The sequence below is a fragment of the Thermocatellispora tengchongensis genome (assembly GCF_014202315.1).
Lineage (GTDB): Bacteria > Actinomycetota > Actinomycetes > Streptosporangiales > Streptosporangiaceae > Thermocatellispora > Thermocatellispora tengchongensis.
Window position 1 is genome coordinate 42904 of sequence record NZ_JACHGN010000008.1, and the last position, 21029, is coordinate 63932.

General features: G+C 74.7%; 19 protein-coding genes. 8 read left to right on the plus strand and 11 right to left on the minus strand.

What is annotated here, in order from left to right; translation table 11 throughout:
- Nucleotides 1–97 precede the first annotated feature (97 nt).
- Nucleotides 98–691, plus strand: coding sequence for an Rv1733c family protein (locus HNP84_RS19560; protein WP_185051206.1), 594 nt, complete (start codon nt 98–100; stop codon nt 689–691).
- A 27-nt stretch (nt 692–718) separates the two neighbouring features.
- On the plus strand, nt 719–1567 hold the full coding sequence (locus tag HNP84_RS19565) for a universal stress protein (protein ID WP_185051207.1): 849 nt from the start codon (nt 719–721) through the stop codon (nt 1565–1567).
- 38 nt (nt 1568–1605) lie between these two features.
- Here the strand turns inward: HNP84_RS19565 and HNP84_RS19570 are convergent, their stop codons facing one another.
- Together HNP84_RS19570 and HNP84_RS19575 are read right to left on the minus strand one after the other, a co-directional pair.
- Nucleotides 1606–2277 (minus strand): pyridoxamine 5'-phosphate oxidase family protein, encoded by a 672-nt coding sequence (locus tag HNP84_RS19570; RefSeq protein WP_185051208.1) that lies wholly within the window; start codon nt 2275–2277, stop codon nt 1606–1608.
- Entirely contained in the window at nt 2274–3020 is a 747-nt protein-coding gene (locus HNP84_RS19575) for an HAD family hydrolase (RefSeq protein ID WP_185051209.1), read from the minus strand. Before HNP84_RS19575 ends, HNP84_RS19570 begins: the two co-directional genes overlap by 4 nt.
- Before the next feature lie 165 nt (nt 3021–3185).
- On the opposite strand from HNP84_RS19575, the gene HNP84_RS19580 reads away from it, so the two are divergent.
- Nucleotides 3186–5519 (plus strand): phosphoketolase family protein, encoded by a 2334-nt coding sequence (locus HNP84_RS19580; protein WP_185051210.1) that lies wholly within the window; start codon nt 3186–3188, stop codon nt 5517–5519.
- Between the two features lie 17 nt (nt 5520–5536).
- On the opposite strand, the gene HNP84_RS19585 is transcribed toward HNP84_RS19580, so the two are convergent.
- Nucleotides 5537–6220, minus strand: a complete 684-nt coding sequence (locus HNP84_RS19585; protein ID WP_185051211.1) for an endonuclease V — start codon at nt 6218–6220, stop codon at nt 5537–5539.
- A gap of 156 nt (nt 6221–6376) precedes the next feature.
- Here HNP84_RS19585 and HNP84_RS19590 point away from each other — a divergent pair, with 156 nt between their 5' ends.
- Nucleotides 6377–8683 carry a xanthine dehydrogenase family protein molybdopterin-binding subunit gene (locus HNP84_RS19590; protein WP_185051212.1) on the plus strand — a complete coding sequence of 769 codons (2307 nt, stop codon included), beginning with the start codon at nt 6377–6379 and terminating at the stop codon, nt 8681–8683.
- Here the strand turns inward: HNP84_RS19590 and HNP84_RS19595 are convergent.
- From HNP84_RS19595 to HNP84_RS19615, 5 genes are all read right to left on the minus strand, one after another.
- Nucleotides 8630–9502 carry a DUF3152 domain-containing protein gene (locus HNP84_RS19595; RefSeq protein WP_246518395.1) on the minus strand — a complete coding sequence of 291 codons (873 nt, stop codon included), beginning with the start codon at nt 9500–9502 and terminating at the stop codon, nt 8630–8632. The two genes, HNP84_RS19590 and HNP84_RS19595, sit on opposite strands and share 54 nt — an antisense overlap.
- Before the next feature lie 114 nt (nt 9503–9616).
- Nucleotides 9617–10168 carry a hypothetical protein gene (locus HNP84_RS19600; protein WP_185051213.1) on the minus strand — a complete coding sequence of 184 codons (552 nt, stop codon included), beginning with the start codon at nt 10166–10168 and terminating at the stop codon, nt 9617–9619.
- A gap of 46 nt (nt 10169–10214) precedes the next feature.
- A complete protein-coding gene (locus HNP84_RS19605; RefSeq protein WP_185051214.1) occupies nt 10215–10976 on the minus strand; it encodes a phytanoyl-CoA dioxygenase family protein in 762 nt (253 codons plus the stop codon).
- A 110-nt stretch (nt 10977–11086) separates the two neighbouring features.
- Nucleotides 11087–11548 carry a type II toxin-antitoxin system PemK/MazF family toxin gene (locus HNP84_RS19610; protein WP_185051215.1) on the minus strand — a complete coding sequence of 154 codons (462 nt, stop codon included), beginning with the start codon at nt 11546–11548 and terminating at the stop codon, nt 11087–11089.
- A 69-nt stretch (nt 11549–11617) separates the two neighbouring features.
- Nucleotides 11618–12583 carry a pirin family protein gene (locus HNP84_RS19615; RefSeq protein ID WP_185051216.1) on the minus strand — a complete coding sequence of 322 codons (966 nt, stop codon included), beginning with the start codon at nt 12581–12583 and terminating at the stop codon, nt 11618–11620.
- A 118-nt stretch (nt 12584–12701) separates the two neighbouring features.
- On the opposite strand from HNP84_RS19615, the gene HNP84_RS19620 reads away from it, so the two are divergent.
- Entirely contained in the window at nt 12702–13613 is a 912-nt protein-coding gene (locus HNP84_RS19620; RefSeq protein WP_312925239.1) for a PaaX family transcriptional regulator, read from the plus strand.
- Between the two features lie 13 nt (nt 13614–13626).
- Here HNP84_RS19620 and HNP84_RS19625 read toward each other — a convergent pair whose 3' ends face one another.
- Nucleotides 13627–13932, minus strand: coding sequence for a DUF2087 domain-containing protein (locus HNP84_RS19625; protein WP_312925240.1), 306 nt, complete (start codon nt 13930–13932; stop codon nt 13627–13629).
- Complete coding sequence (locus HNP84_RS19630) at nt 13929–14393, minus strand: PPOX class F420-dependent oxidoreductase (RefSeq protein ID WP_185051217.1); 465 nt, start codon at nt 14391–14393, stop codon at nt 13929–13931. Before HNP84_RS19630 ends, HNP84_RS19625 begins: the two co-directional genes overlap by 4 nt.
- A gap of 1620 nt (nt 14394–16013) precedes the next feature.
- Between HNP84_RS19630 and HNP84_RS19635 the strand changes: the two genes are divergently transcribed.
- Entirely contained in the window at nt 16014–17387 is a 1374-nt protein-coding gene (locus HNP84_RS19635) for a lanthionine synthetase LanC family protein (RefSeq protein WP_185051218.1), read from the plus strand.
- Here HNP84_RS19635 and HNP84_RS19640 read toward each other — a convergent pair.
- Nucleotides 17380–18642 (minus strand): citrate/2-methylcitrate synthase, encoded by a 1263-nt coding sequence (locus HNP84_RS19640; RefSeq protein WP_312925242.1) that lies wholly within the window; start codon nt 18640–18642, stop codon nt 17380–17382. The two genes, HNP84_RS19635 and HNP84_RS19640, sit on opposite strands and share 8 nt — an antisense overlap.
- 110 nt (nt 18643–18752) lie before the next feature.
- Here HNP84_RS19640 and HNP84_RS19645 point away from each other — a divergent pair, with 110 nt between their 5' ends.
- Complete coding sequence (locus HNP84_RS19645) at nt 18753–19967, plus strand: hydroxymethylglutaryl-CoA lyase-like TIM-barrel protein (protein ID WP_185051220.1); 1215 nt, start codon at nt 18753–18755, stop codon at nt 19965–19967.
- Nucleotides 19968–20128: 161 nt separating this feature from the next.
- Nucleotides 20129–21022 carry a hypothetical protein gene (locus tag HNP84_RS19650; protein WP_185051221.1) on the plus strand — a complete coding sequence of 298 codons (894 nt, stop codon included), beginning with the start codon at nt 20129–20131 and terminating at the stop codon, nt 21020–21022.
- The last annotated feature ends 7 nt before the right edge of the window (nt 21023–21029 follow it).

Here is a 21029-nt window from a genome sequence, read left to right on the forward strand (position 1 = left end):
ATATACCGCTTGCGGGGATTTGCCCCTGGGGTTCGGGTCCGGAATCCTCGATGATCGCCGGGCCCCGTTCCCGGCGTTCACCTTGGGGAGGTGTGGGATGAACAGGCCGCTGCGGTGGTGGCGCCGCTACCGGCTCGACGGCAATCCCCTGCGGCGGAGGTGGGACCGCCTGGAGACCGCGGCGCTGCTCGCCATGGCCGCGCTGGTGCTGCTGGCCGCATGGCCCGCGGCGGCGCTCGGCGGCGCGGCGTACGCCTCGGGCGTGCGCGCCGAGCGCGAGGAGCGCGCCGGCCGGGTGCGGACGGCGGCGACCCTGATCGAGGACGCGCCCGCCTTCACCCCCGGCACCCCCGACGGCCTGCCGGCGCAGATCACCGCGCGCGCCCGCTGGTACACCCCCGACGGGCGGGCGGTGATCGGGAGCGTCACGGTGCCGCCGAGGGCCACGGCCGGGTCGGAGGTGAGCCTGTGGCTCGACCGCGAGGGCAAACGCACCGCGCCGCCGCGCACCCGGGCCGAGACGGAGTTCAAGGCGGCGGCCACGGGCGCGGTCTGCTGGATGGCGGCGGCCACGGGCCTGGTGGCGGCCCTGTGCCTGTTCCGGCGCCGGCTCGACCGGCGCCGCTACGCCGACTGGGACGCCGCCTGGATACGCGCCTGTGACCGATGGCGCCGGCCGCGGCCGATCTGACCTACCGAGCATCAGGAGGATGATGTCGTGATAATCGTCGGAGTCGACGGGTCCAAGGCGGGCGTGGAGGCCGCGGGCTGGGCGGTGCGCGAGGCGGCGCTGCGCGACGTGCCGGTCCGGATCGTGCACGCGGTGCCCAAGTGGTCGGTCGAGATGACCGAGAGCGGCCCCTACGCCGAGGTGGGCCGCTGGATGGGCGAGCTGTCCTCCTCGGTGCTCACCGAGGCGCTGGAGCAGGCCGCGAAACAGGCCCCCGGCGTCACCGTCGACTCCGCGCTGATCCCCGGCGACCCGCGCCCGGTCCTGATCGAGGCCGCGCGCGAGGCGGAGCTGCTGGTGGTCGGCAACCACGGCCTCGGCGGGTTCCGCGGCCTGCTGCTCGGCTCGGTCGCGCTCGGCGTCTCCGGCCACGCCCCCTGCCCGGTCGTGGTGGTCGGCGGGATCTCCACCCCGCCCCGCGACGAGGTGGTGGTGGGCGTGGACGGCTCGGAGGCGGGCGCGGCGGCCATCGGCTTCGCCTTCGCCGAGGCGTCCAGGCGCGGCGCCGGGCTGCGCGCCGTGCACGCCTGGAACTCCCTCGCGCCCGGCAGCGGGCTCGACCCGGTGCCCGCGGTGCCCCAGGACGGCGCGGAGCGCCGCCTGCTGGCCGAGGCCCTGTCCGGCTGGCGCGAGCGCTACCCCGACGTCGAGGTCACCGAGCAGGCCGACCGCGGCCACCCGGTGGACGTCCTGCGCAAGGCGTCCGCGGGCGCCGACCTGATCGTGGTGGGCACGCGCGGACGCGGCGAGGTCGCCGGCCTGCTGCTCGGCTCGGTCAGCCACGCCCTGCTCCACCACACCGAGTGCCCGATCGCGGTGGTCCCCCCGGCCGCCTGAGCGCCCCGGATCGGCACGATCGGGACCGGCACGGCCGGTCAGTCGTGGCGGATCCTGCGTCCGGTCAGGGTGACGCAGGGGATGCGGATGTACAGCTCGCGCCTGCCGCCCGCCCACGGGTGGGCGGCGGCCTCGGCGACCGCGGCCAGCTCGGCCGGATCGGTCACATGGTGGGCCGGGCCCCGGACCAGCACGCTCCACGCGGTGCGCTGGGCCTCGTCGATCCGGTCCACCTCGAAGGCCACCACGCGCTCCACGCCGTCCAGGCCGGTGCGCAGGTCCTCGTCCAGCGGGCCGTGCAGCGCCGAGCGGAGCAGCACGCTGCGGTGGTAGATCACGTAGTTCATCGGCATGATCGCGGTGCCGTCGCGGGCCGGGAACGCGATCCGGCCCACCCCGCCCGGCGAGATCAGCCGCAGGCACTCCTGCGGCGTCAGCTCCTCCAGGTGGGCGTTCCGCGCGGCCACGGCGCGCCCCGGCGGCCGCTCCCACTCCGCGCCGAGCAGGTCGTGCACTGTCGTCTCCAGCGCCGCGGCGAGGTGGCGTACGGTGCTCATCGACGGCGACGCCGGGTGGTGCTCCAGGTAGTCGATGTAGCCGGGATCGACGCCCGAGCGCTCGCCGAGCCGTTCCCGGCTCAGCCCCAGGGATTCCCGCCGCCGGGCGACGCGCCGGCCGAGATCGCCCGGCGCGGTGACGGACGCGCTCATCGCAGCGTCACCGGGACCCGGCCCGTCACCGTCAGCTCGTCCAGGTCGGCGACCACGATGTCGGCGCCCGCCTCGCGCAGGCCGGGGCCCTGCCGGCCGGAGCCGGACCGGTCCAGGCCGATGACCAGGCCGAACCCGCCGCGCCTGCCCGCCGCGACGCCGGGCAGGGTGTCCTCCACCACCGCGGCGCGCGCGGGCGGCACGCCGAGGCGGCGGGCCGCCTCCAGGAACAGCGCCGGGTCGGGCTTGCCGGGCAGGCCCAGCCGGGCCGCCTCGTTGCCGTCCACCAGGGCGTCGAACAGCGGCCCCACCGCCGCCACCCGGATCACCCGCGCCCCGTGCCTGCTGGCCGAGACCACCCCCGTACGCGCGCCGCGCCGGCGCAGCTCGTGCAGCAGCATCACCGTGCCCGGGAACGGCGCCACGCCGTAGCGGTCGATCTGCTCGGCGTACAGCGCGTCCTTGGCCTGGGACAGGGACCGGACGCTCGGCCGGCCGTCGGGGGCGTCCTCGGGCAGAGTGATGCCGCGCGAGGCCAGGAAGGTGCGTACGCCGTCGTGCCGGGACCGGCCGTCCACGTAGCGGACGTAGTCCTCGCGGATGTCGAACGGCGGCCCCTCGCCGCCCAGGAAGCTGTCGAAGACGTGCTTCCAGGCGGCGGCGTGCACGCGTGCGGTGTCGGTCACGACGCCGTCGGTGTCGAAGATGACGGCGGATATGGAGCTGAGATCGATGGCGGGCATCTCCGGCCGCCTTTCCACGTCATTGTGTCGGTGGCTCGCGCAGGTGAGCATTCCCGCGAGCGGGACCGTGCCAACACGTCCATGGTGCCCCTTCCGTCCGGGACCAAGGTCCCGGGGTGGCGACGGAGACGATTGACCGCCCCGATCGGGGAAGGTGCCAGGGGCATGGACACCGTTTCCAGAATCGACGTCTCCGGAATCGACGCGTACTGGCGCGCGGCCAACTACCTGTCCGTGGGGCAGATCTACCTCAGGGACAACCCGCTGCTCACCGAGCCGCTCGACGCGCGGCACATCAAGCCGCGGCTGCTCGGGCACTGGGGCACCACGCCGGGGCTGAACTTCTGCTTCGCGCACCTCAACCGGGTGATCCTGGAGCGCGACCAGGACATGATCTACATCGCCGGGCCCGGCCACGGCGGGCCCGCGGCGGTCGCGCACGCCTGGCTGGAGGGCACGTACTCCGACTACTACCCGGAGGTGTCGCAGGACGCGGCGGGCATGCGGCGGCTGTTCCGCCAGTTCTCCTACCCCGGCGGCGTCCCGAGCCATGTGGCGCCCGAGACGCCCGGGTCGATCCACGAGGGCGGCGAGCTGGGCTACGCGCTCGCGCACGCGTACGGCGCGGCGTTCGACAACCCCGGGCTGGTGGTGGCGTGCATCGTGGGCGACGGCGAGGCCGAGACGGGGCCGCTGGCCGGGAGCTGGCACGCCAACAAGTTCGCCGACCCCCGCCGCGACGGCGTCGTGCTGCCGATCCTGCACCTGAACGGCTACAAGATCGCCAATCCGACGGTGCTGGCCCGCATCCCGGAGGAGGAGCTGCTCAAGCTCCTGGAGGGCTACGGCTACCGTCCCCACGTGGTCGCGGGCGCCGAACCGGCGGCGATGCACGAGCTCATGGCGCGCACGCTGGACGAGGTGTTCGACGAGATCGCCGCGTTCAAACGGGGCGAGATCCCGCGCCAGCCGATGATCGTGCTGCGCTCGCCCAAGGGGTGGACCGGCCCGGCCGAGGTGGACGGCGTGCCGGTCGAGGGAACCTGGCGGTCCCACCAGGTGCCGCTGGCGGGCGTACGCGACGACAAGGGCCACCGCGCCGCCCTGGAGGCGTGGATGCGGTCCTACCGCCCCGAGGAGCTGTTCGACGCCGACGGGCGCCCGGTCGCCGAGGTCCGCGCCCTGGTGCCCGAGGGGCCGCGCCGGATGAGCGCCAACCCGCACGCCAACGGCGGCGAGCTGCTGCGCCCGCTGGCCCTGCCCGACTTCCGCGACTACGCCGTGGAGGTCAAGAGGCCGGCCGCCGCGCACTCCGAGCCCACCCGGGTGCTGGGCGGGTTCCTGCGCGACGTCATCGCCGCCAACCCGCGCGACTTCCGCCTCTTCGGCCCGGACGAGACCGCCTCCAACCGGCTCTCGGCCGTGTACGAGACCACCGGCAAGGCCTGGCACGCCGAGGTGCTGCCCACCGACGAGAACCTCACCCCGGACGGCCGGGTGATGGAGGTGCTCAGCGAGCACCTGTGCCAGGGCTGGCTGGAGGGCTACCTGCTCACCGGGCGGCACGGCCTGTTCAACTGCTACGAGGCGTTCATCCACATCGTGGACGCGATGTTCAACCAGCACGCCAAGTGGCTGGAGACCTCGCAGAAGATCCCCTGGCGGCGCCCGGTCGCCTCGCTGAACTACCTGCTGTCCTCGCACGTGTGGCGGCAGGACCACAACGGCTTCAGCCACCAGGACCCGGGCTTCCTGGACGTGGTGATGAACAAGCGGCCCGAGGTGGTGCGGGTCTACCTGCCGCCGGACGCCAACACGCTGCTGTCGGTGGCCGACCACTGCCTGCGCTCGCGCGACTACGTCAACGTGGTCGTCGCCGGCAAGCAGCCGGTGCTGGACCTGTTCACCATGGAGGAGGCCGTCACCCACTGCACCCACGGCCTGGGCATCGTGCCCTGGGCGAGCAACGACGAGGGCGTGGAGCCGGACGTGGTGCTGGCCTGCGCGGGCGACGTGCCCACCCTGGAGACCCTGGCCGCGGCGGCGATGCTGCGCGAGTTCCTGCCCGGCCTGAAGGTCCGGGTGGTCAACATCGTGGACCTGATGCGGCTGATGCCGGACACCGAGCACCCGCACGGGCTGCGCGACCCGGAGTTCAACGCGCTTTTCACCGTGGACAAGCCGGTGATCTTCAACTTCCACGGCTACCCGTGGCTGATCCACCGGCTGACCTATCGCAGGCACGGCCACGTCAACCTGCACGTGCGCGGCTACAAGGAGCGGGGCACCACCACCACGCCGTTCGACATGGCCATGCTCAACGACATCGACCGCTACCACCTGGTCATGGACGTCATCGACCGGGTGCCGGGCCTCGGCACCCGGGCCGCGCACCTGCGCCAGCGGATGTCCGACGCCCGCATCGCCGCCCGCGCGCACACCCGCGAGCACGGCGAGGACCCCGAGGAGATCAGGAACTGGAACTGGCCCGGCCGCTGAGGCGCCCGTTCCCTCGGTCAGCTCCGGTGCCGGGACAGGTGGTCGGCGCGGCGGATCGGCTCCGGCAGCCGGTAGGCCGGGGCGAGGCGCAGCACGTGTTCGCACGCCTCGTCCAGGCCGACGCGGTGGCCCTGCGAGACGTACACCGGGCGCACGCCGTCCTGGGTGCGCAGCGCCCGGCCGACCACATCGCCCTCGTGCACGACCGGCGCGTACGCCCCGCGCTCCCGCCCCGGCTCCCCGTGCTCGCCCACGAACAGCGTCTTGGCCACGCCGATCACCGGCAGCCCGGTGAGCACGCCGAGATGGCAGGCCAGCCCGAAGCGGCGCGGATGGGCCAGCCCGTGCCCGTCGCACAGCAGCAGGTCGGGCACGGCGTCCAGCCGGTCCAGCGCGGCCAGCAGCGGCGGCAGCTCCCGGAAGGCGAACAGCCCCGGCACGTAGGGGAAGCGCGCCCGCTCGGTGACCACGGCCTGCCCGGCGACCTCCAGCGTCGCCGCGTCGAGCACCACGACCGCCCCGGTGACCAGCTCGCCGCCGCCCTCGGCCGGCGTGTAGGCCACGTCGAGCCCGGCCACCAGCCGCACATCCCGGGGCCCCGGGCCGCTCAGGTCGGCCAGCGGGCGCAGCCGCTCCTGGATCTCCTCCGCCTCCACCGCGGTCTCCGGCCACTCCGGAGCGGGCCGCCCGAGATGTCGCATCCGCCGATCGTAGCCGTCCCACGCACGCCCCACGCCCGGCCCGCACCCGGCCCACGCCGGCCCGCACCCCGGCCCGCACCCGGCCCGCAGCCCGCCCCACGCCCGGCTCACCGGCGGTGCTTGGCCGCGTCCCGGCGAGCGCGCACAATCGGGGTCATGGGTGCTGATGGCCACCGGTACGTGGGGGAACGGGCGCGGCGCCGCGAGGACGCGCGCCTGCTCACCGGCAAGGGCCGCTTCGTCGCCAACACGCGCCTGCCGGCGACGGCCCACGCCGTGGTGGTGCGCAGCCCGATCGCGCACGGCCGGCTCGTGCGCTGCGAGACCGGGGCCGCCGCGGCGTCCGCGGGCGTGCTCGACGTGATCACACCCGCCGACGCGGCGGGCGTGCGGCTGCCGTGCGTCACGCTGGCGCCGGAGCAGCCGATGTCGTCCTACCCGGTGCTCGACACCCGCATCCGGTACGCGGGCCAGCCGCTCGCGCTCGTGGTCGCCGAGACCGAGGCCCAGGCGGCCGACGCCGCCGCGCTGGTCGGCCTGGAGCTGGAGGAGCTGCCCCCGGTGATCGGCGTGACGGCGGCCCTGGCCGGCGACGCGCCGCTGCTCTACCCCGAGTGGGGCGGCAACCTGGCCTTCGACTACGAGCTCGGCGACCCGGCCGGCGAGTGCGAGGCCGCGGCGGCGGGGGCCCCGCACGTCGTGCGGATGGAGTTCACCATCGGCAGGGCCTCGCCGCGCCCGCTCGAACCGCGCGGGGTCGTCGCCGCGTACGCCGACGGCGTGCTGACGATCAGGACCTCCACCCAGGCGCCGCACCACGCCCGCGACCACGCGGCCGAGGCGCTGGGGCTGCCGCTGGACCGGGTGCGGGTCCTCGCGGGCGAGACCGGGGGAGGGTTCGGCGCCAAGGAGCACCTGTACCCCGACGAGACGCTGGCCTGCCTGGCCGCGATGCGGCTGGGCCGCCCGGTGATGTGGGTGGAGTCGCCGTCCGACCTGCTGGCGGCCACGCTGCCGGCGCGGGACGCGGTGCACCGGGCGATGCTCGCACTCGACGCCACCGGGCGATTTCTCGCCATCTATGCCGAAATATTGGGCGATCTCGGCGGACATCCCTCCAACGTCGGCGGCTCACCCCACGCGATCTCTGCGCTGACCCTCCCCGGCCCCTACCGCTTCGAACGCGCCGGCGCCCGGGTGCGCGGCGTGGTCACCACGACCACGCCCACGGGGTCGTACCGCGGCTTCGGCCAGCCCGAGTCCACCTGGACCAGGGAGCGGCTGATCGACGAGGCGGCGCGCCGCCTCGGTGAGGACCCGGTGGAGCTGCGCCTGCGCAACATGATCGGACCCGGCGAGCTGCCCTGCGCCACCCGCACCTGGCAGAAGTACGACTCCGGCGACTATCCGCGCGCGCTGCGCCTGGTCCGCGAGATGGCCCGCGCCGGGGCGCCCCCCGCCCGCGACGACGGCCGGCTGCGCGGCATCGGCTACTCCTGCCACGTGGAGACCACCGGCCTCGGCCCGTCCATGGAGCTGAAGGCGGCCGGGATGCAGGCGGGCGGCCACGAGACCGCGGTGGTGCGGATGGAGCCCGACGCCTCGGTGGTCGTGCTGGCCGGGGTCGCCGGGATCGGCCAGGGCATCGAGACCGCGCTCGCCCAGATCGCCGCCGACCGCGCGGGCGTGCCGATCGACCGCGTGCGCGTGGTGCTCGGCGACACGGTGACCACGCCGTACTCCTCGATCGGCGCCATCGCCAGCCGCTCCGCCACCGTCGGCGGGGGCGCGCTGAGCGAGGCGGCCACCCGCCTGCGCGCCCGCGTCCTCGCCCTCGCCGCGCACCGCCTGGAGGTCGCCGCCGAGGATCTGGAGCTCGACGGCGAGGCCGTCCGCGTCAAGGGCGACCCCACGGCGGCCCTCACCCTGCGCGACATCGCCACGCACGCCTGGCGCGGCTGGGACCTGCCCGAGGGCGAGGAGCCCGGCCTGGAGGCCCGCGCCACCTACACCCCGCCCGCCTACACCTACGCCTACGGGGCCCACGCCGCGGCCGTCGCGGTGGACCCCGAGACCGGCGCCGTCGAGGTGGAGGGCTACTGGGCGGTCAACGACTCCGGCGTGCTGGTCAACCCCGCGATCGTGGAGGGCCAGCTCCGCGGCGGCATCGCCCAGGGCATCGGCATGGCGCTGACCGAGGAGGTCGTCTACACCCCCGAGGGTCAGCCCCTCGCCGACTACCTGCCCCCCACCGCCCGCGAGGTCCCCCGCATCGAGATCGGCCTCCTGCAGACCCCGTCGCCGTACACGCCCGGCGGGATGAAGGGCGTCGGCGAGTCCGGCGTCATCGGCGCGCCCGCCGCCATCGGCAACGCCGTCGCCGCCGCGGCCCCGACGGCCGCGCCGCGCCTAACGCGCACTCCCATGACCCCCGGCAGGCTCTGGCCTCTGCTGTCCTCCTGACGCCGGCGCCGCGCCGGGGTGCGGCCACGGGTTGGGCAGGCAGCCCGCCAGCGAGATGGTCTGGCGCGCCATGACCGGAGCGGGACGGCCGGGAGCCGTGCAGGAGCGGCGCGGGTGCCCCAGGGCCAGGCCGACCTCATGGTTGATCATGTACTCGCGGTACGACGCCAGGTCCCCGCCGTACGTGGCGGCGCCCTGGCCCCAGCGCAGGGCGTTGACGATGGAACGGCGGCCGTTCCAGCACGACAGGACGCCGTTCGTGCGCAGCGGGACGCACTGCCGGTCGGTCAGGGCGGGGCTGGCCAGCGCCACGCGCAGGCGTACCGGCGGGCGGTCCACCCGGACGAAGCGCAGCCGGCCGCCGTGGCCCCAGCCGCGCGGGTCGTTGAGCGTGCGGTGCACCGCCGCGGCGAACGCCCGCACGCCGAACGGCAGGCCGCGCTCCACCTCGACCATGTAGCGGATGACCCTGCCCTTGGCGCCCCGCGGCGCGTGGGACGTGCCGGGCGCGACGGCGTACCTGCCGCCGGCGGCGTGCGGCACCCGTACCTTGCGGGGCTGGACCCGGCCGTTGACGATCCGCCTGAGCTTGGCGCGGGCCTTACGGGCGGCGGCGCGCTGCGCGATGCTCTCCCTCAGCTCGGGCGACAGCGGGGTCAGGTGCGGCTGCGGCTTGGACATGGGCAGCACGGCGAGAGCCCCGCCCATGAGGGCGAGTGCGATCACCAGGCCGATCAGGGCGGGTCGTGCGGGTGGGCCCCCGCCCTCGGGCGTGCGCAGCCATACGCCCCATCGCCGCAACCGATTGCTCCATCGCATGCGAACGCGCATTGTCCCCCCACCGGTGGAGTAAATCCGTCATAGGGGGAGTGATGTGAGCATATCCGTATTGGTCCCATCTGACACATAGGACCCCTGGAGGCGGCCGCGCGATCAGGCCGGGATGGTGCGCTGCCAGGTGGGATCGCGGTAGAGCACGATGGAGGCGCCGCGCAGGAGCTCGTCGGGCGCGGAGATCAGCGCGATCTCGCCGGTGCCCTCCAGCTCGCGCAGCACGTCGCGGACCCTGGGGCCGACCGGCATGCGCCCCGGCCGCAGCCCGAGCGTGCCGCGCACGGCGTCGGCGGCCTGCGACAGCGAGAACGGGCCGGTGAAGCGGGAGATCACGCCCCGGACCACCTCGACGGTGATGGTCACCTCGGCCTGCGCGTAGGCCATCTCCCAGATGAGCTGCATCCGGCGCCGCCCGGTTCCGGTGCAGGAGGTGCAGCGGCGGGTGAAGCCGGGTACGACCTCCTCGACCGCGGAGCCCAGGCAGGTCGAGCACTGGTCGGTCTCGACCGCGTGCAGCTCGGCGGCCATGCGGGTGGGCAGCGGCGTGCCGCACACGCAACTGTACGACCGGTAGCCGCCCGCGAGCAGCGCCGTGTCGTCGGCGTCGTCGGGGATTTCATCCCATTCTGCGAATATCGTGTGCGCATGCATCGATCGCCACTCTACCCACCGGCGCCGCCGTCTGGCCGCCGTATGCTCAGGCCGGGAGGGTACGGCGGGGGTGGCGGCCGTCCACGTAGCCGATGAACGGCGGGCAGATGTTGTAGCCGAGCAGCTCCTGCAGCCGCTCGGGCAGCCCGCGCACGACCTCCGGCGGCACCGCCAGCAGGTGGCTCTCCTGCTGCCGCAGCCACGCCGCCGCGTAGTGCATGATCACGCCGAGCCGCGGCCGGTCGGTGGTGTTGGCCCCGCCGCCGTGCCACAGCGACCCCAGGAAGAACATCGCCGATCCGGCCGGCATCTCGGCGACGACCACGGGCGCGCCGGGCCCCGGCCGCTCCTCGCCCCAGCGGTGGCTGCCCGGCACGATCCGGGTGGCGCCGTTGGCGGCGGTGAAGTCGTCCAGCGGCCACATCACGTTGACCACCACCTCGGGGTGGGGACGCGGCAGCGGGTAGATCCCGTCGTCGGGGTGCAGGGCCTGCGCCTCCTCGCCGGGGCCGATCTCGATCCCGGTCGGCGCGCTGAGGTGGTAGTGGCGCAGCAGCCGGTCGAGCACGCCCAGCACCAGCGGGTGCGTGGCCGGCCCGTCGAACAGCCGGGTCTTGGCGAAGATTGCGTACAGGCGGCGGGTGCGCAGCCCCTCGAAGGCGTTGCGCCCGGTCGGCGCGCCGGCCAGCAGCCCGCCGATCTCGGCCCTGGCCGCGGCGACCTCGGCGGGCGAGAGCATGTCCTGCACGATGGCGTACCCGTCGCGGCCGAGGGTGTCCAGCACGGCGTCCACGCTCACGGCTGTCATGACCGACCACTCCCCTCCGCTCCCGTCCCCTCCGCTCCCGTCCCCTCCGCTCCCGACAAGGACAACCCTCCGGGGCGGGCCGGCGCAAGAGGATGTGCCGGATCGGACGGTCAGGCGCCGGCGGGCCAGCCGTACTGCTCCATCAGGGCCACCGCGACCCGGGTGAAGCGGTCGGCGTCGAGCACGGCCCCCTCGCGGCGGATGTCGTCGTCGTCGAACTCGTACACCCGGTCCAGCCGCAGGTAGGACACCCGGCCGTCGCGGTCCCACGCGCCCGCGCCCAGCTCCAGCCACTCATCGTGGTAACGGTCGCGGCCGGGGTCGCGGTCGCGGTCTCGGCTGGAGAGCATCATGCCGAGCAGCCTGGGCCCGGAGCGGCCCACGACCAGCAGCGGCCGGTCCTTGCCCCGCGACGGGTCGTCCTCGTAGGGCACCCACGTCCACACGATCTCGCCGGGGTCGGCGCGGCCGTCGAGGTCGGGGGAGTACTCCAGCCGCGCGGCACGCTCGACGGTGTGCACCTGGCGCACGGCGCCGCGGGCCGGGCGGGGGTCGTCTCCGGGAACTCGCACGCAGGCAGCCTACAGATCCGCCCCCGGCGGTGTCTCGCCCTCGGGGCGCCGGGGGCCGGGGTCGCGCGGTCAGCGCCGCCGGCCGCGCGGCTTGAGGGGCGTGGTGGGCAGGGCGGGCGCGGCCAGGGGCGGGCCGTCGAAGCCGCGTACCTCGCCGAACCACTCGCCGGCCGCCCACCGCTCCCGGAACGCCACGATCTCGTCATGGTCGCGGCCCACGAAGTTCCACCACATGACGATCCGCTCCTCGAACGGCTCGCCGCCGAGCAGCAGCACGCGCGCGGGCCCCTCGCCCTCGCCCGCCCGCAGCTCCAGGCCCTGCCGGCCGCGCCCGAGGTACAGCAGCGGGCCGGGCGGCAGCGGGCCCCCCTCGACCTCGGCCGTGCCCTCCAGCGTCAGCGCGGCGTACTCGAAGGACGCCTCCAGCGGCAGCCGGGTGCGCGTCCCCGGGTCGAGCGCGATCTCGGCGCCGACCAGCGGGCTGTAGACCCGCGCCGGCGAGGCGACGCCGCCCAGCTCACCCATGATCACGGTGGCGCGGACGCCGGGCTCGGCGAGCACGGGCAGGTCGGGGTGGTGCTCGAAGTGCGGCGCCACGTGCCGGTGCTCGCCCGGCAGCGCGACCCAGAGCTGCACGCCGTGCAGCACCCCGGGCGGGCCGGACGGCGACTCCTCCGAGTGCGCGATCCCGCGCCCCGCCGTCATCAGGTTCAGCCGCCCCGGCGTGATCAACTGCTCGCTGCCCACCGAGTCGCGGTGCAGCACCTCGCCGCGTACCAGCCAGCTCACCGTCTGCAGCCCGGTGTGGGGATGGGGCGGCACCCGCATCACGGCCGTCTCGGGGCCGTAGGCGTCCAGGAAACACCACGCCCCGACCATGCGCAGGTCGCGGCCGGGCAGCGTGCGGGTCACCTTCATGCCGCGCGGCCCGCCCAGGACCACGTCGCGGCCGGTCAGCGCCTCGCGCACCGGCAGCTCGGCGACGGCGGTCCCGCCGCACGCCGCCTCCCGCGGGTCGCGCTCCAGATTGCTCACCCGCCGATCGTACGGCCGCCGCCCGGCCCGCGCTCCTGCCCGGCCGGATGGGACACCGCGCCGGATGACTTGGCGCTTTGCGGGCGTGGCCAGAAGCGTCATCCTTATACTGCCAGGCGTGACCGGCATCGAGGAGATCCACCTCCCGCGCTTCCAGGTGGGCACGCCGCCCCAGCACCTGATCACGACCCTGCTCGGCGACTACTGGTTCCGTCGCGAGGAGCCGCTTCCCTCGGCCGCGCTGGTGCGCCTGGCGGAGGAGTTCGGCGTCTCCTCCGTCGCCGCGAGGGCCGCGCTGAGCAGGCTGGCCCGGCGCGACCTGCTGGAGTCCTCCAAGGCCGGGCGGCGCACGTACTACCGGATCACCGACCGCGCGGCCGAGGTGCTGTCCGAGGGCCGCCAGCGGATCATGTCCTTCGGCCTGCACCACGGCGCCTGGGACGAGCAGTGGACCGTCGCCGGCTTCTCCATCCCCGAGGAGCAGCGCGACCTGCGCCACGCGCTGCGCACCCGGCTGCGCTGGCTCGGCTTCGCCCCCCTGTACGACGGCCTGTGGGTCTCGCCGGCCGCGAACGCCGCGGCGGCGGTCGCCGCCCTGGCCGAGCTGGGCGTCACCAACGCCACCGTCTTCCGCGCCACCGCCGCCGACGCCCCCGGCCTGCGCGCCCCCCACGACGCCTGGGACTTCGCGCTGCTGCGCCGCAGCTACGACCAGTTCATCGAGCGCTACGAGCCCCTGCTCGGCCGGGTGCGCGAAGGCGCGGTCGGCGCGGCCGAGGCGCTGGTCGCCCGCACCGGCGTCATGGACACCTGGCGGACCTTCCCCAACCTCGACCCCGGCCTGCCCGCGGAGCTGCTGCCCGCCGACTGGCCCCGCGCCCGCGCCCGCGACCTGTTCGTCGAGATCTACGACACCCTCGGCCCGCTGGCCGAGATCCGCGTCAAGCAGATCGTCGCCGAGTTCGACCCCGCCCTGGCCCGCCTGGTCCACCACCACCGGGCCGGCACGATCCTCGCCGCCGCCACCTGACGGCGGCCGGGCCTCACACGTCCACCGGCCCGCCGGATCGCCAGTAGACGTTGCCCTCGCGGCTGAGCAGTTCCTCGTCCACCAGGTAGCGGCGCAGCGCGGCGAAGTCGTCGTGGAAGGCGCGCAGGGCGACGTTGACGTCCTTCTCCGGGTAGCGCACGCCCGGCTCGAAGACGCGCGAGATGTAGCGCAGCAGCACCAGGCGCTTGGCACGGCGGGCGGGCATGGTCCGGATGCGCCCGTCCACAAGGAAGGTGCGCAGGACGCGCTCCTCCTCCTCGCCCAGCCAGGCGCCGCCCTCGGGGGCGGCGCCGCTCACGACGCCAGCCTCGGCGGGAACCCCCCGGTCGCCACCGGCCCCCACGAGGTCGGCGTCACCCGCACCAGCGACTTGCCCTGCCGGACCATCGCCGCCCGGTAGTCGTCCCAGTCGGGGTGCTCCCCGGCGATCACCCGGTAGTACTCGACCAGCGGCTCCAGCGCCTCGGGCATGTCCAGCACCTCGGCCTCACCGTCGATCTGCACCCACGGCCCGTCGAAGTCGTCGGACATCACCAGCACGCTCACCCGCGGGTCGCGCCGCGCGTTGCGCGCCTTGGCCCGCTCGGGATAGGTGGACACCACGATCCGCCCCGCCCCGTCCACCCCGCACGTCACCGGAGACGCCTGAGGACCGCCGCCCCGCCGCGACGTGATGAGGATGGCACGATGCCGATCCCGGACGAAGTCGAGCAACTGCTCCCTGGTTACCGTCTCGTTGGTGGCGATCCTCGGACTCATGGGCACCACTCTAGAGCCACCGCCACCCGCCCCGGGCGCCCCGCGACGTGCGACACCTCAATGACGGCCAGCACAACAAATGCCCAGCTTGCCAGGAAGGATCAACCGGCCCCTCTACTGCGGCGACCTCACCCCGGATGGCTCGCTGGGGTTCGTTTTCGCTCGGGGTGGGTTCGGCTCACCGGGGGTTCGTCTTCGCTCGGGGTGGGCTTGGCTCACTGGGGGTTCGTCTTCGCTCGGGGTGGGCTCGGCTCGCCCGGCAGTTCGTCTTCGCTCCCGATCGGCCCGGCTCGGCCGGATGTTCGTCTTCGCCTCCGACTGGGTCGGCTCGGGCTGGACGTTCGTCTTCGCTCCGGGCAGGCCCGGCTTGCCCGGATGTTCGTCTTCGCCTCCGACTGGCTCGACTCGGCCGGAAGTTCGTCTTCGCTCCCGATCGGCGCGGCTTGCCTGGAAGTTCGCCTTCGCCACCGATCGGCCCGGCGTCCCCCGCGTCGCCGCCCCCCGGAGCGCTGGCCGGTCTCGCGCTCGGCGAGGAGTCGGTGACCCGACTCACGCCGGCAACCCTCCGAAGGTCCGCTCTCCCTCCCCGCCCTTCCGCGACTAGTGCTTCCTCCGCCACCCTGCTCCCTTCCGCCACCGCTGTTTCCGCCATCCACGCATGACCTCGCCGGTGGCGGGTGTTCGTGCAGGTCCTCGGTGGTCCGCCGGTCGCAGTGCGGGTCATGGGCGCTCGTGCCTGTTGTCCGTGCTCGTGCGCGTCGCCCGTGCTTGTGCGGCTGTGCTCGTGCGGGGTTGCCCGTGCTCGTGCGGGGTTGCCCGTGCTCGTGCGGGTCGCCCGTGCTCGCGCCGGTCGTCGGTGCTCGCGCCGGTCACCGGTCCTCCTGCCCGTCACCCCGACCCGCCCGAGACGCTGGTCCTCGCGCTGGTCGCCCGTGCTCGTGCGGGTCGCCCGTGCTCGTGCGGGTCGCCCGTGCTCGTGCGGGTCGCCCGTGCTCGCGCCGGTCGCCCGTGCTCGCGCCGGTCGCCCGTGCTCGCGCCGGTCGCCGGTGCTCGCGCCGGTCACCGGTCCTCCTGCCCGTCACCCCGACCCGCCCGAGACGCTGGTCCTCGCGGTCACCCTCGGCCCTGCCCGCCTCCCGATCTCGCCCCCGACCTCGCCCTCCATTCCCCGCTCCGACCTCCGCCTCATGGCCTCACCCCGCCTCCTGACCTCGTTCTCCACCCCCTGGCCTCCGCCACCCCATCCCCTGGCCTGGGCTGGGGAGGCTTCCGCTGCGGTGGCGTGGTCCTCCCGGTCTCGCCAGCCCATCCCGTGGCCCGTGCCGGCCACCGGTGGTGCGGGCCGGGGAGGCTTCCGCTGCGGTGGAGTGGGCCTCCCGGTCGCCTTGGTGGGCGGCGTGTCGTGCCGCGGCCATATCGCCGGGGCCGTGGCCCGTATGGGCCGGGGCGGGGTGGGAAATTTCCGGGTTGTGGGGCGGTGAAGGGCGATCAGGGTGGCGGGTTCGCCATAGGCTTGGGGTTCCGGTCGGCCTAGGCTGGCGGGAGAGAGGTGGGGTCGGTTGACGGCCAAACCCAGTTTTCCTACATTGTAAGTAGGTATTGCGGCGAGCGGGAGGGGACATGGACCGGGAACGCCCGTCATGGCCGCACGCGGAGACCCCGCTGGAGGCCGCCGTGCTGGCCGCGCGCTGGATCAGGGGCGCCGCCGTGGACGACGAGCTGGGCAGGTGGTGGCGGCCCAACCCCGACGCCCAGGGGAGGTCGGCGCTGCCGGACGCCTCGGCCTCCATTTACGCCGGGGCCGCGGGGATCGTGCTGTTCTTCATCGAGCTGGCCACGGCCACCGGTGACGAGAGCTACCTCGCCGACGCCGCCGCCGGAGCCCGTCGTCTGGCGGCGACCGTGGCCGGGGGCGGCGGCGACCCGACCCTGTACCACGGCACGGCCGGGGTGATGTTCGCGCTCGCCGAGGCCGGGTGGGCGACCGGTGAGGCGGCCTTCGAGGACGCCGCCCGCACCGCCGCCGACCGCCTCGTGCGCCGCCTGCGCGGCTTCGGCGGCTCCGGGCACGCCGCCCTGCGCACGCGGGGCGTCGGCTGGACCTCCGATCCCGCGCTGCGCGGCGACGGCGGCATCGTGCTGGCCCTGCTGCACGCCTCCGGCATGCTCGGCGTCCCCGAGTACGAGCGGGTCGCGGTCGAGGCCGGGGAGAGGATCGCCGAGCTGGTCGTCCCCGGGCACCGCTTCGGCGAGGAGGGCTGCGCCGACCTGCCCCTCGACGCGGTCACCCCCGGTTTCCTGTCCGGCACCGCGGGCACCGCGTTCGTGCTCGCCCGCCTGTACGGCGTCACCCGTGAGCGCGCCTTCCTCGAGGCGGCCCGGCGCGGCGCCGACTTCGTGCGTACCGTGAGCGTGGTCTCGGGCAGGTGCGCGCTCGTGCCCCACCACGTCCCGCAGGGCCGGGCCCTGCACTACCTCGGCTTCTGCTCCGGCTCCGCGGGCGTCGCCCGCCTGTTCTACGAGCTGCACCGCATCGGCGAGGAGCCCGCGCGCGCCGCCGCGGCCGACCTGGAGTGGGTCGAGCGGCTGGCGCTGGGCATCATGCAGAGCGGTGTGCCGCACCGCCAGACCGAGGGGTTCTGGAACGTCGCCTGCCAGTGCTGCGGCACCGCCGGGCTGGTGGAGCTGTTCGTCGGCATGTGGTCCGCGACCGGCCGCGACGTCTACCTCGACTTCGCCCGGGTCCTGGCCGAGAACCTGATCGGCCGGGCCACCGGGGGCGACGGCGCCGGCTACCGGTGGTACCAGGCGTACCGGCGGCTGCGCCCGTGGGAGGTGACCGCCGACACCGGCTACATGGTCGGGGCCGCGGGCATCGCCTCGGCGCTGCTGCACCTGCACGCGGCCGAGCACCCCGAGCAGGCCGGACGGCAGGTCCTGCTGCCCGACAACCCGTTCCCGGCCATCCCGCTGCCGACCCCGAGCCTCAACTAGGCGGCGGGCCGGTGTAGGTCACGCGGGGGCGCAGGGGCACGCCGCGGGCGTACTCCTCCATCGCGTGCGCCAGCCATCCGGCCGACCGCGCGACGGCGAAGATCGCCTCGCCCGCGCCGGTCACCATGCCCGCGACCGTGGTCAGCGTGGCCAGCGCGAAGTCGACGTTGGGCTCGGGCAGCCGCCGCGCCGCCGACTCCGCCAGCACCGCCTCCGCCACCTCCGCCCGCCGCGGGTCGCCCTCGCCCTCCGACACGGCCCGGGTGACCAGGCCGTACAGCAGCCGCATGCGCCCGTCGCCGGACTTGTACACCGTGTGGCCGAAGCCGGGGATGCGCTCGTGGCGGCGCAGGCGGTCGCCGATCGGGCCGGCGGCGAGCTCGGGCCGGTCGTTCTCGCGCAGCATCCGCTCGGCACCGAGCGAGGCCCCGCCGTGCAGGGGTCCGCCCAGCACGCCGAGGCCCGCGGAGACCACGGCGTACGGGTCGGCGCGTACGGAGGCGGCCACCCGCGCGGCCAGTGTGGACGCGGCCAGCTCGTGCTCGGCGAGCAGGACCAGGGCGGCTTCCAGCGCGCGCAGCAGCCCTGGGGTGGGGCGGCGCGGGCACAGCGCACGCCACAGCCGCGCCCCGACCGACTCGCCGGGGGCGGGCGGCGCGCCCGGCGGCGCCGGCAGGGAGTCGACCAGCCCCCCGATCAGCCTGCGCCCGGTCTCGGCCACGGCGGGCGCGTCGAGCGTGAACCGCAGCGGATCGGAGGCCGCGAGCACGGCCGTGGCGATCTGCAGCCGCTCCAGCGGCAGCAGCCGTCCCGGCAGCGCCGCCTGCGCCCTCATGGCCGCCGTGACGGCCCCCGTGTCCGCCCGCCATCCGCCCTCTCCGCCGGCCTTCTTCGGTGCGGTCGCGTCGCCCGGCGCGCGGTGCTCGTCCTCCGTGCCCGTCCACAGCCAGCGGGCGACCTCCTCGAAGCGCCGGCTCTCGGCCAGGGAGAGGGCGTCGCGGCCGCGGTAGTACGGCCGGTCCTCGCCCAGGACGCTGATCTGCGACTCGATGGGAAGCTCGCCGGCCGCGGCGGCGGGGCGGCGGGGGCGGCCCCGGCGGGCCAGGACCTCCACCTCGGCGGCGTCGAACAGGCTGGCCCGCCGGTCGGGGGCGTGGCGCCGCCGCAGCACGCCGCGGCTCACGTACGCGTACAGGGTGGCGGGCTTGACGCCGAGCCTGCGCGCCGCCTCGGCGGCGTCGATCCACTCCGTCACCGCGGCTCCTCCAGCCAGCAACATTGATTTTAATCAATATTGATACATGTGCATCAGGAGTGTCAATCTGGGAGCGAGACCGGACGACGCGACCAGGAGCAGGAGCGGGCATGCCACGGATTCACTTCCTCGACGTCACCAACCGCGACGGCGTGCAGACGGCCCGGCTGGGGCTGTCGAAGTTCGGCAAGACGATGGTGAACGCCTATCTCGGCCGGCTGGGCGTGGCGCAGTCGGAGATCGGGTTCCCGTTCCTGTTCCACGAGGCCCCGTACGTGCGCGCGCAGGTGGCGCTCGCCGAGGCGGGCGCGTTCGGGGCGCTGCGGCTGTCGGGCTGGTGCCGGGCGGTGCCCGGTGACGTGGAGAAGGCGCTGCCGTCGGGGCTACGGCACTACAACCTGTCGATCTCCACCTCCGACTACATGATCCAGAACAAGTTCCGGGGCAGGCTCGACCGCGACGCCGTGATCCGCGAGATGACCGCCGCGGTGCGCCTGGCCAAGGCGGGCGGGGCCGAGACCGTGGGCGTGAACGCCGAGGACGCCTCGCGCACCGGTGACGGGTTCCTGGCCGAGTTCGGGCACGCGGCCAAGGAGGCGGGCGCCGACCGGGTGCGCTACTGCGACACGATCGGCGGCGACACGCCCGAGCGGATCAGGGAGCGCTTCGCCAAGCTCGCCGCCGAGCTGGCGATGCCGGTCGAGACGCACTGCCACAACGACCTGTGCATGGCCGTGGCCAACTCGGTCTCGGGCGCGCTCGGCGACCTGGACGCGGGCCAGGACGCCTGGATCAACACCTGCGTCAACGGCGTGGGGGAGCGGGCGGGCAACGCCGACCTGCTGTCCACGATCCTGGCCTTCCGGCACGGCTTCGGCCTCGACGTGGAGATCGGCGACCCGCTCGACCTGTCCTGGGCGCGCCGGTTCGGGCTGTGGGCGGCGTACGCGTTCGGCCGGCCGCTGCCGTACAACCAGCCCGGCGTCGGCCGCAACGCGTTCGCGCACGAGTCCGGCATCCACGCCGACGGCGCGCTGAAGGACCACGGCAACTACGAGCTGTACGACGAGGCCCTGCTCGGCCCGTTCCCGGACGACCGCCACGCGACCCCGGGCCGGGTGGTGCTGACCGGCGAGTACGGTGGCATGGCCGGCTTCCGGCATGTCATGGACGGCCTCGGGGTCACGGTGACCGACGAGGAGCTGACCTTCAAGCTGGTCCAGCTCTGCAACGCCGGCACCGGCCGCCCGCTCACCGACGACGAGCTGCGCCTGATCGCGGCGTACCCGGCCCAGCTCGCCCTGCTCTATCCCGGCCTGCTCTGACAATGTCCAATCAAACCTACTGATTTAATGGGTTAAGCTGATGGTGGGCATCGGCAAGGGCCGGTGCCGGCGCGACCATGATTGGGTGAATCCGCATGAGCGAGACCGGGGACCCCTCTACCCTCGCACCCGTGCTGACTCAACAGAACGACCCTCGCGTCGTGGAGCTTATCCCCGATCCCGCCCGCTCGGCCGTCGCCGTCGAGCCGCCCGAGCCCGCCGAGGGCCACTGGGCCGGCGCGCCGAGCGCGGTCGCGAGCGACGGCGTGATCTATCTCGCCTACCGGCTGCGCCGCCCGGTGGGCGAGGGCCGCGGCTACGCCGTCGCCGTCGCGGCGTCCTCCGACGGCGAGCGGTTCGAGACGCTGACCGTCATCGAACGCGAGCGGATGAACACCGAGTCGCTGGAGCGTCCCACCCTGGTCCGCACCCCCGAGGGCGGCTGGCGCCTCTACCTGAGCTGTGCCACCCACGGGTCCAAGCACTGGCGGGTCGAGGCGCTCGACGCCGCCGACCCCGCCTCCTTCGACCCGCGCACCAGCCGGGTCGTGCTGCCCGGCGACACCAAGACCGGCGTGAAGGACCCGGTGATCGTCCAGCGTGACGGCGTGTGGCACCTGTGGGCGTCCTGTCACCCGCTGGCCGACCCCGCCGAGGCCGACCAGATGGTCACCGACTACGCCACCAGCCACGACGGTCTCGACTGGACCTGGCACGGCACCGCCCTCGCCGGCCGTCCGGGCCGCTGGGACGCGCGCGGCGTGCGCGTCTCGGCCGTGCGCTTCCTCGACGGCCAGACCGTCGCCTTCTACGACGGCCGCGCCACCGCCGCCGAGAACTACGAGGAGCGCACCGGCGTGGCCTTCGGGGCCGACCCGGCCGCCCTGGCCGCCTTCGGCGCCGCCCCCGCCGCGTCCTCACCGCACCACGGCGGCGGCCTGCGCTACCTCGACATCGTGGACCTCCCCGGCGGCCGCAGGCGGCTGTACTACGAGTACACCCGCCCCGACGGCGCCCACGACCTGCGCACCGAGCTGCGCGAGGCCGCGCCGTAGGGGGCCC

What these genes read in the sequence shown, in the direction of transcription:
- HNP84_RS19560 (WP_185051206.1), top strand. Translation starts at nt 98, where the DNA reads ATGAACAGGCCGCTGCGGTGGTGGCGCCGCTACCGGCTCGACGGCAAT.
- HNP84_RS19570 (WP_185051208.1), bottom strand. Translation starts at nt 2,277, where the DNA reads ATGAGCGCGTCCGTCACCGCGCCGGGCGATCTCGGCCGGCGCGTCGCC.
- HNP84_RS19575 (WP_185051209.1), bottom strand. Translation starts at nt 3,020, where the DNA reads ATGCCCGCCATCGATCTCAGCTCCATATCCGCCGTCATCTTCGACACC.
- HNP84_RS19580 (WP_185051210.1), top strand. Translation starts at nt 3,186, where the DNA reads ATGGACACCGTTTCCAGAATCGACGTCTCCGGAATCGACGCGTACTGG.
- HNP84_RS19585 (WP_185051211.1), bottom strand. Translation starts at nt 6,220, where the DNA reads ATGCGACATCTCGGGCGGCCCGCTCCGGAGTGGCCGGAGACCGCGGTG.
- HNP84_RS19590 (WP_185051212.1), top strand. Translation starts at nt 6,377, where the DNA reads ATGGGTGCTGATGGCCACCGGTACGTGGGGGAACGGGCGCGGCGCCGC.
- HNP84_RS19595 (WP_246518395.1), bottom strand. Translation starts at nt 9,502, where the DNA reads ATGCGATGGAGCAATCGGTTGCGGCGATGGGGCGTATGGCTGCGCACG.
- HNP84_RS19600 (WP_185051213.1), bottom strand. Translation starts at nt 10,168, where the DNA reads ATGCATGCGCACACGATATTCGCAGAATGGGATGAAATCCCCGACGAC.
- HNP84_RS19605 (WP_185051214.1), bottom strand. Translation starts at nt 10,976, where the DNA reads ATGACAGCCGTGAGCGTGGACGCCGTGCTGGACACCCTCGGCCGCGAC.
- HNP84_RS19630 (WP_185051217.1), bottom strand. Translation starts at nt 14,393, where the DNA reads ATGAGTCCGAGGATCGCCACCAACGAGACGGTAACCAGGGAGCAGTTG.
- HNP84_RS19635 (WP_185051218.1), top strand. Translation starts at nt 16,014, where the DNA reads ATGGACCGGGAACGCCCGTCATGGCCGCACGCGGAGACCCCGCTGGAG.
- HNP84_RS19645 (WP_185051220.1), top strand. Translation starts at nt 18,753, where the DNA reads ATGCCACGGATTCACTTCCTCGACGTCACCAACCGCGACGGCGTGCAG.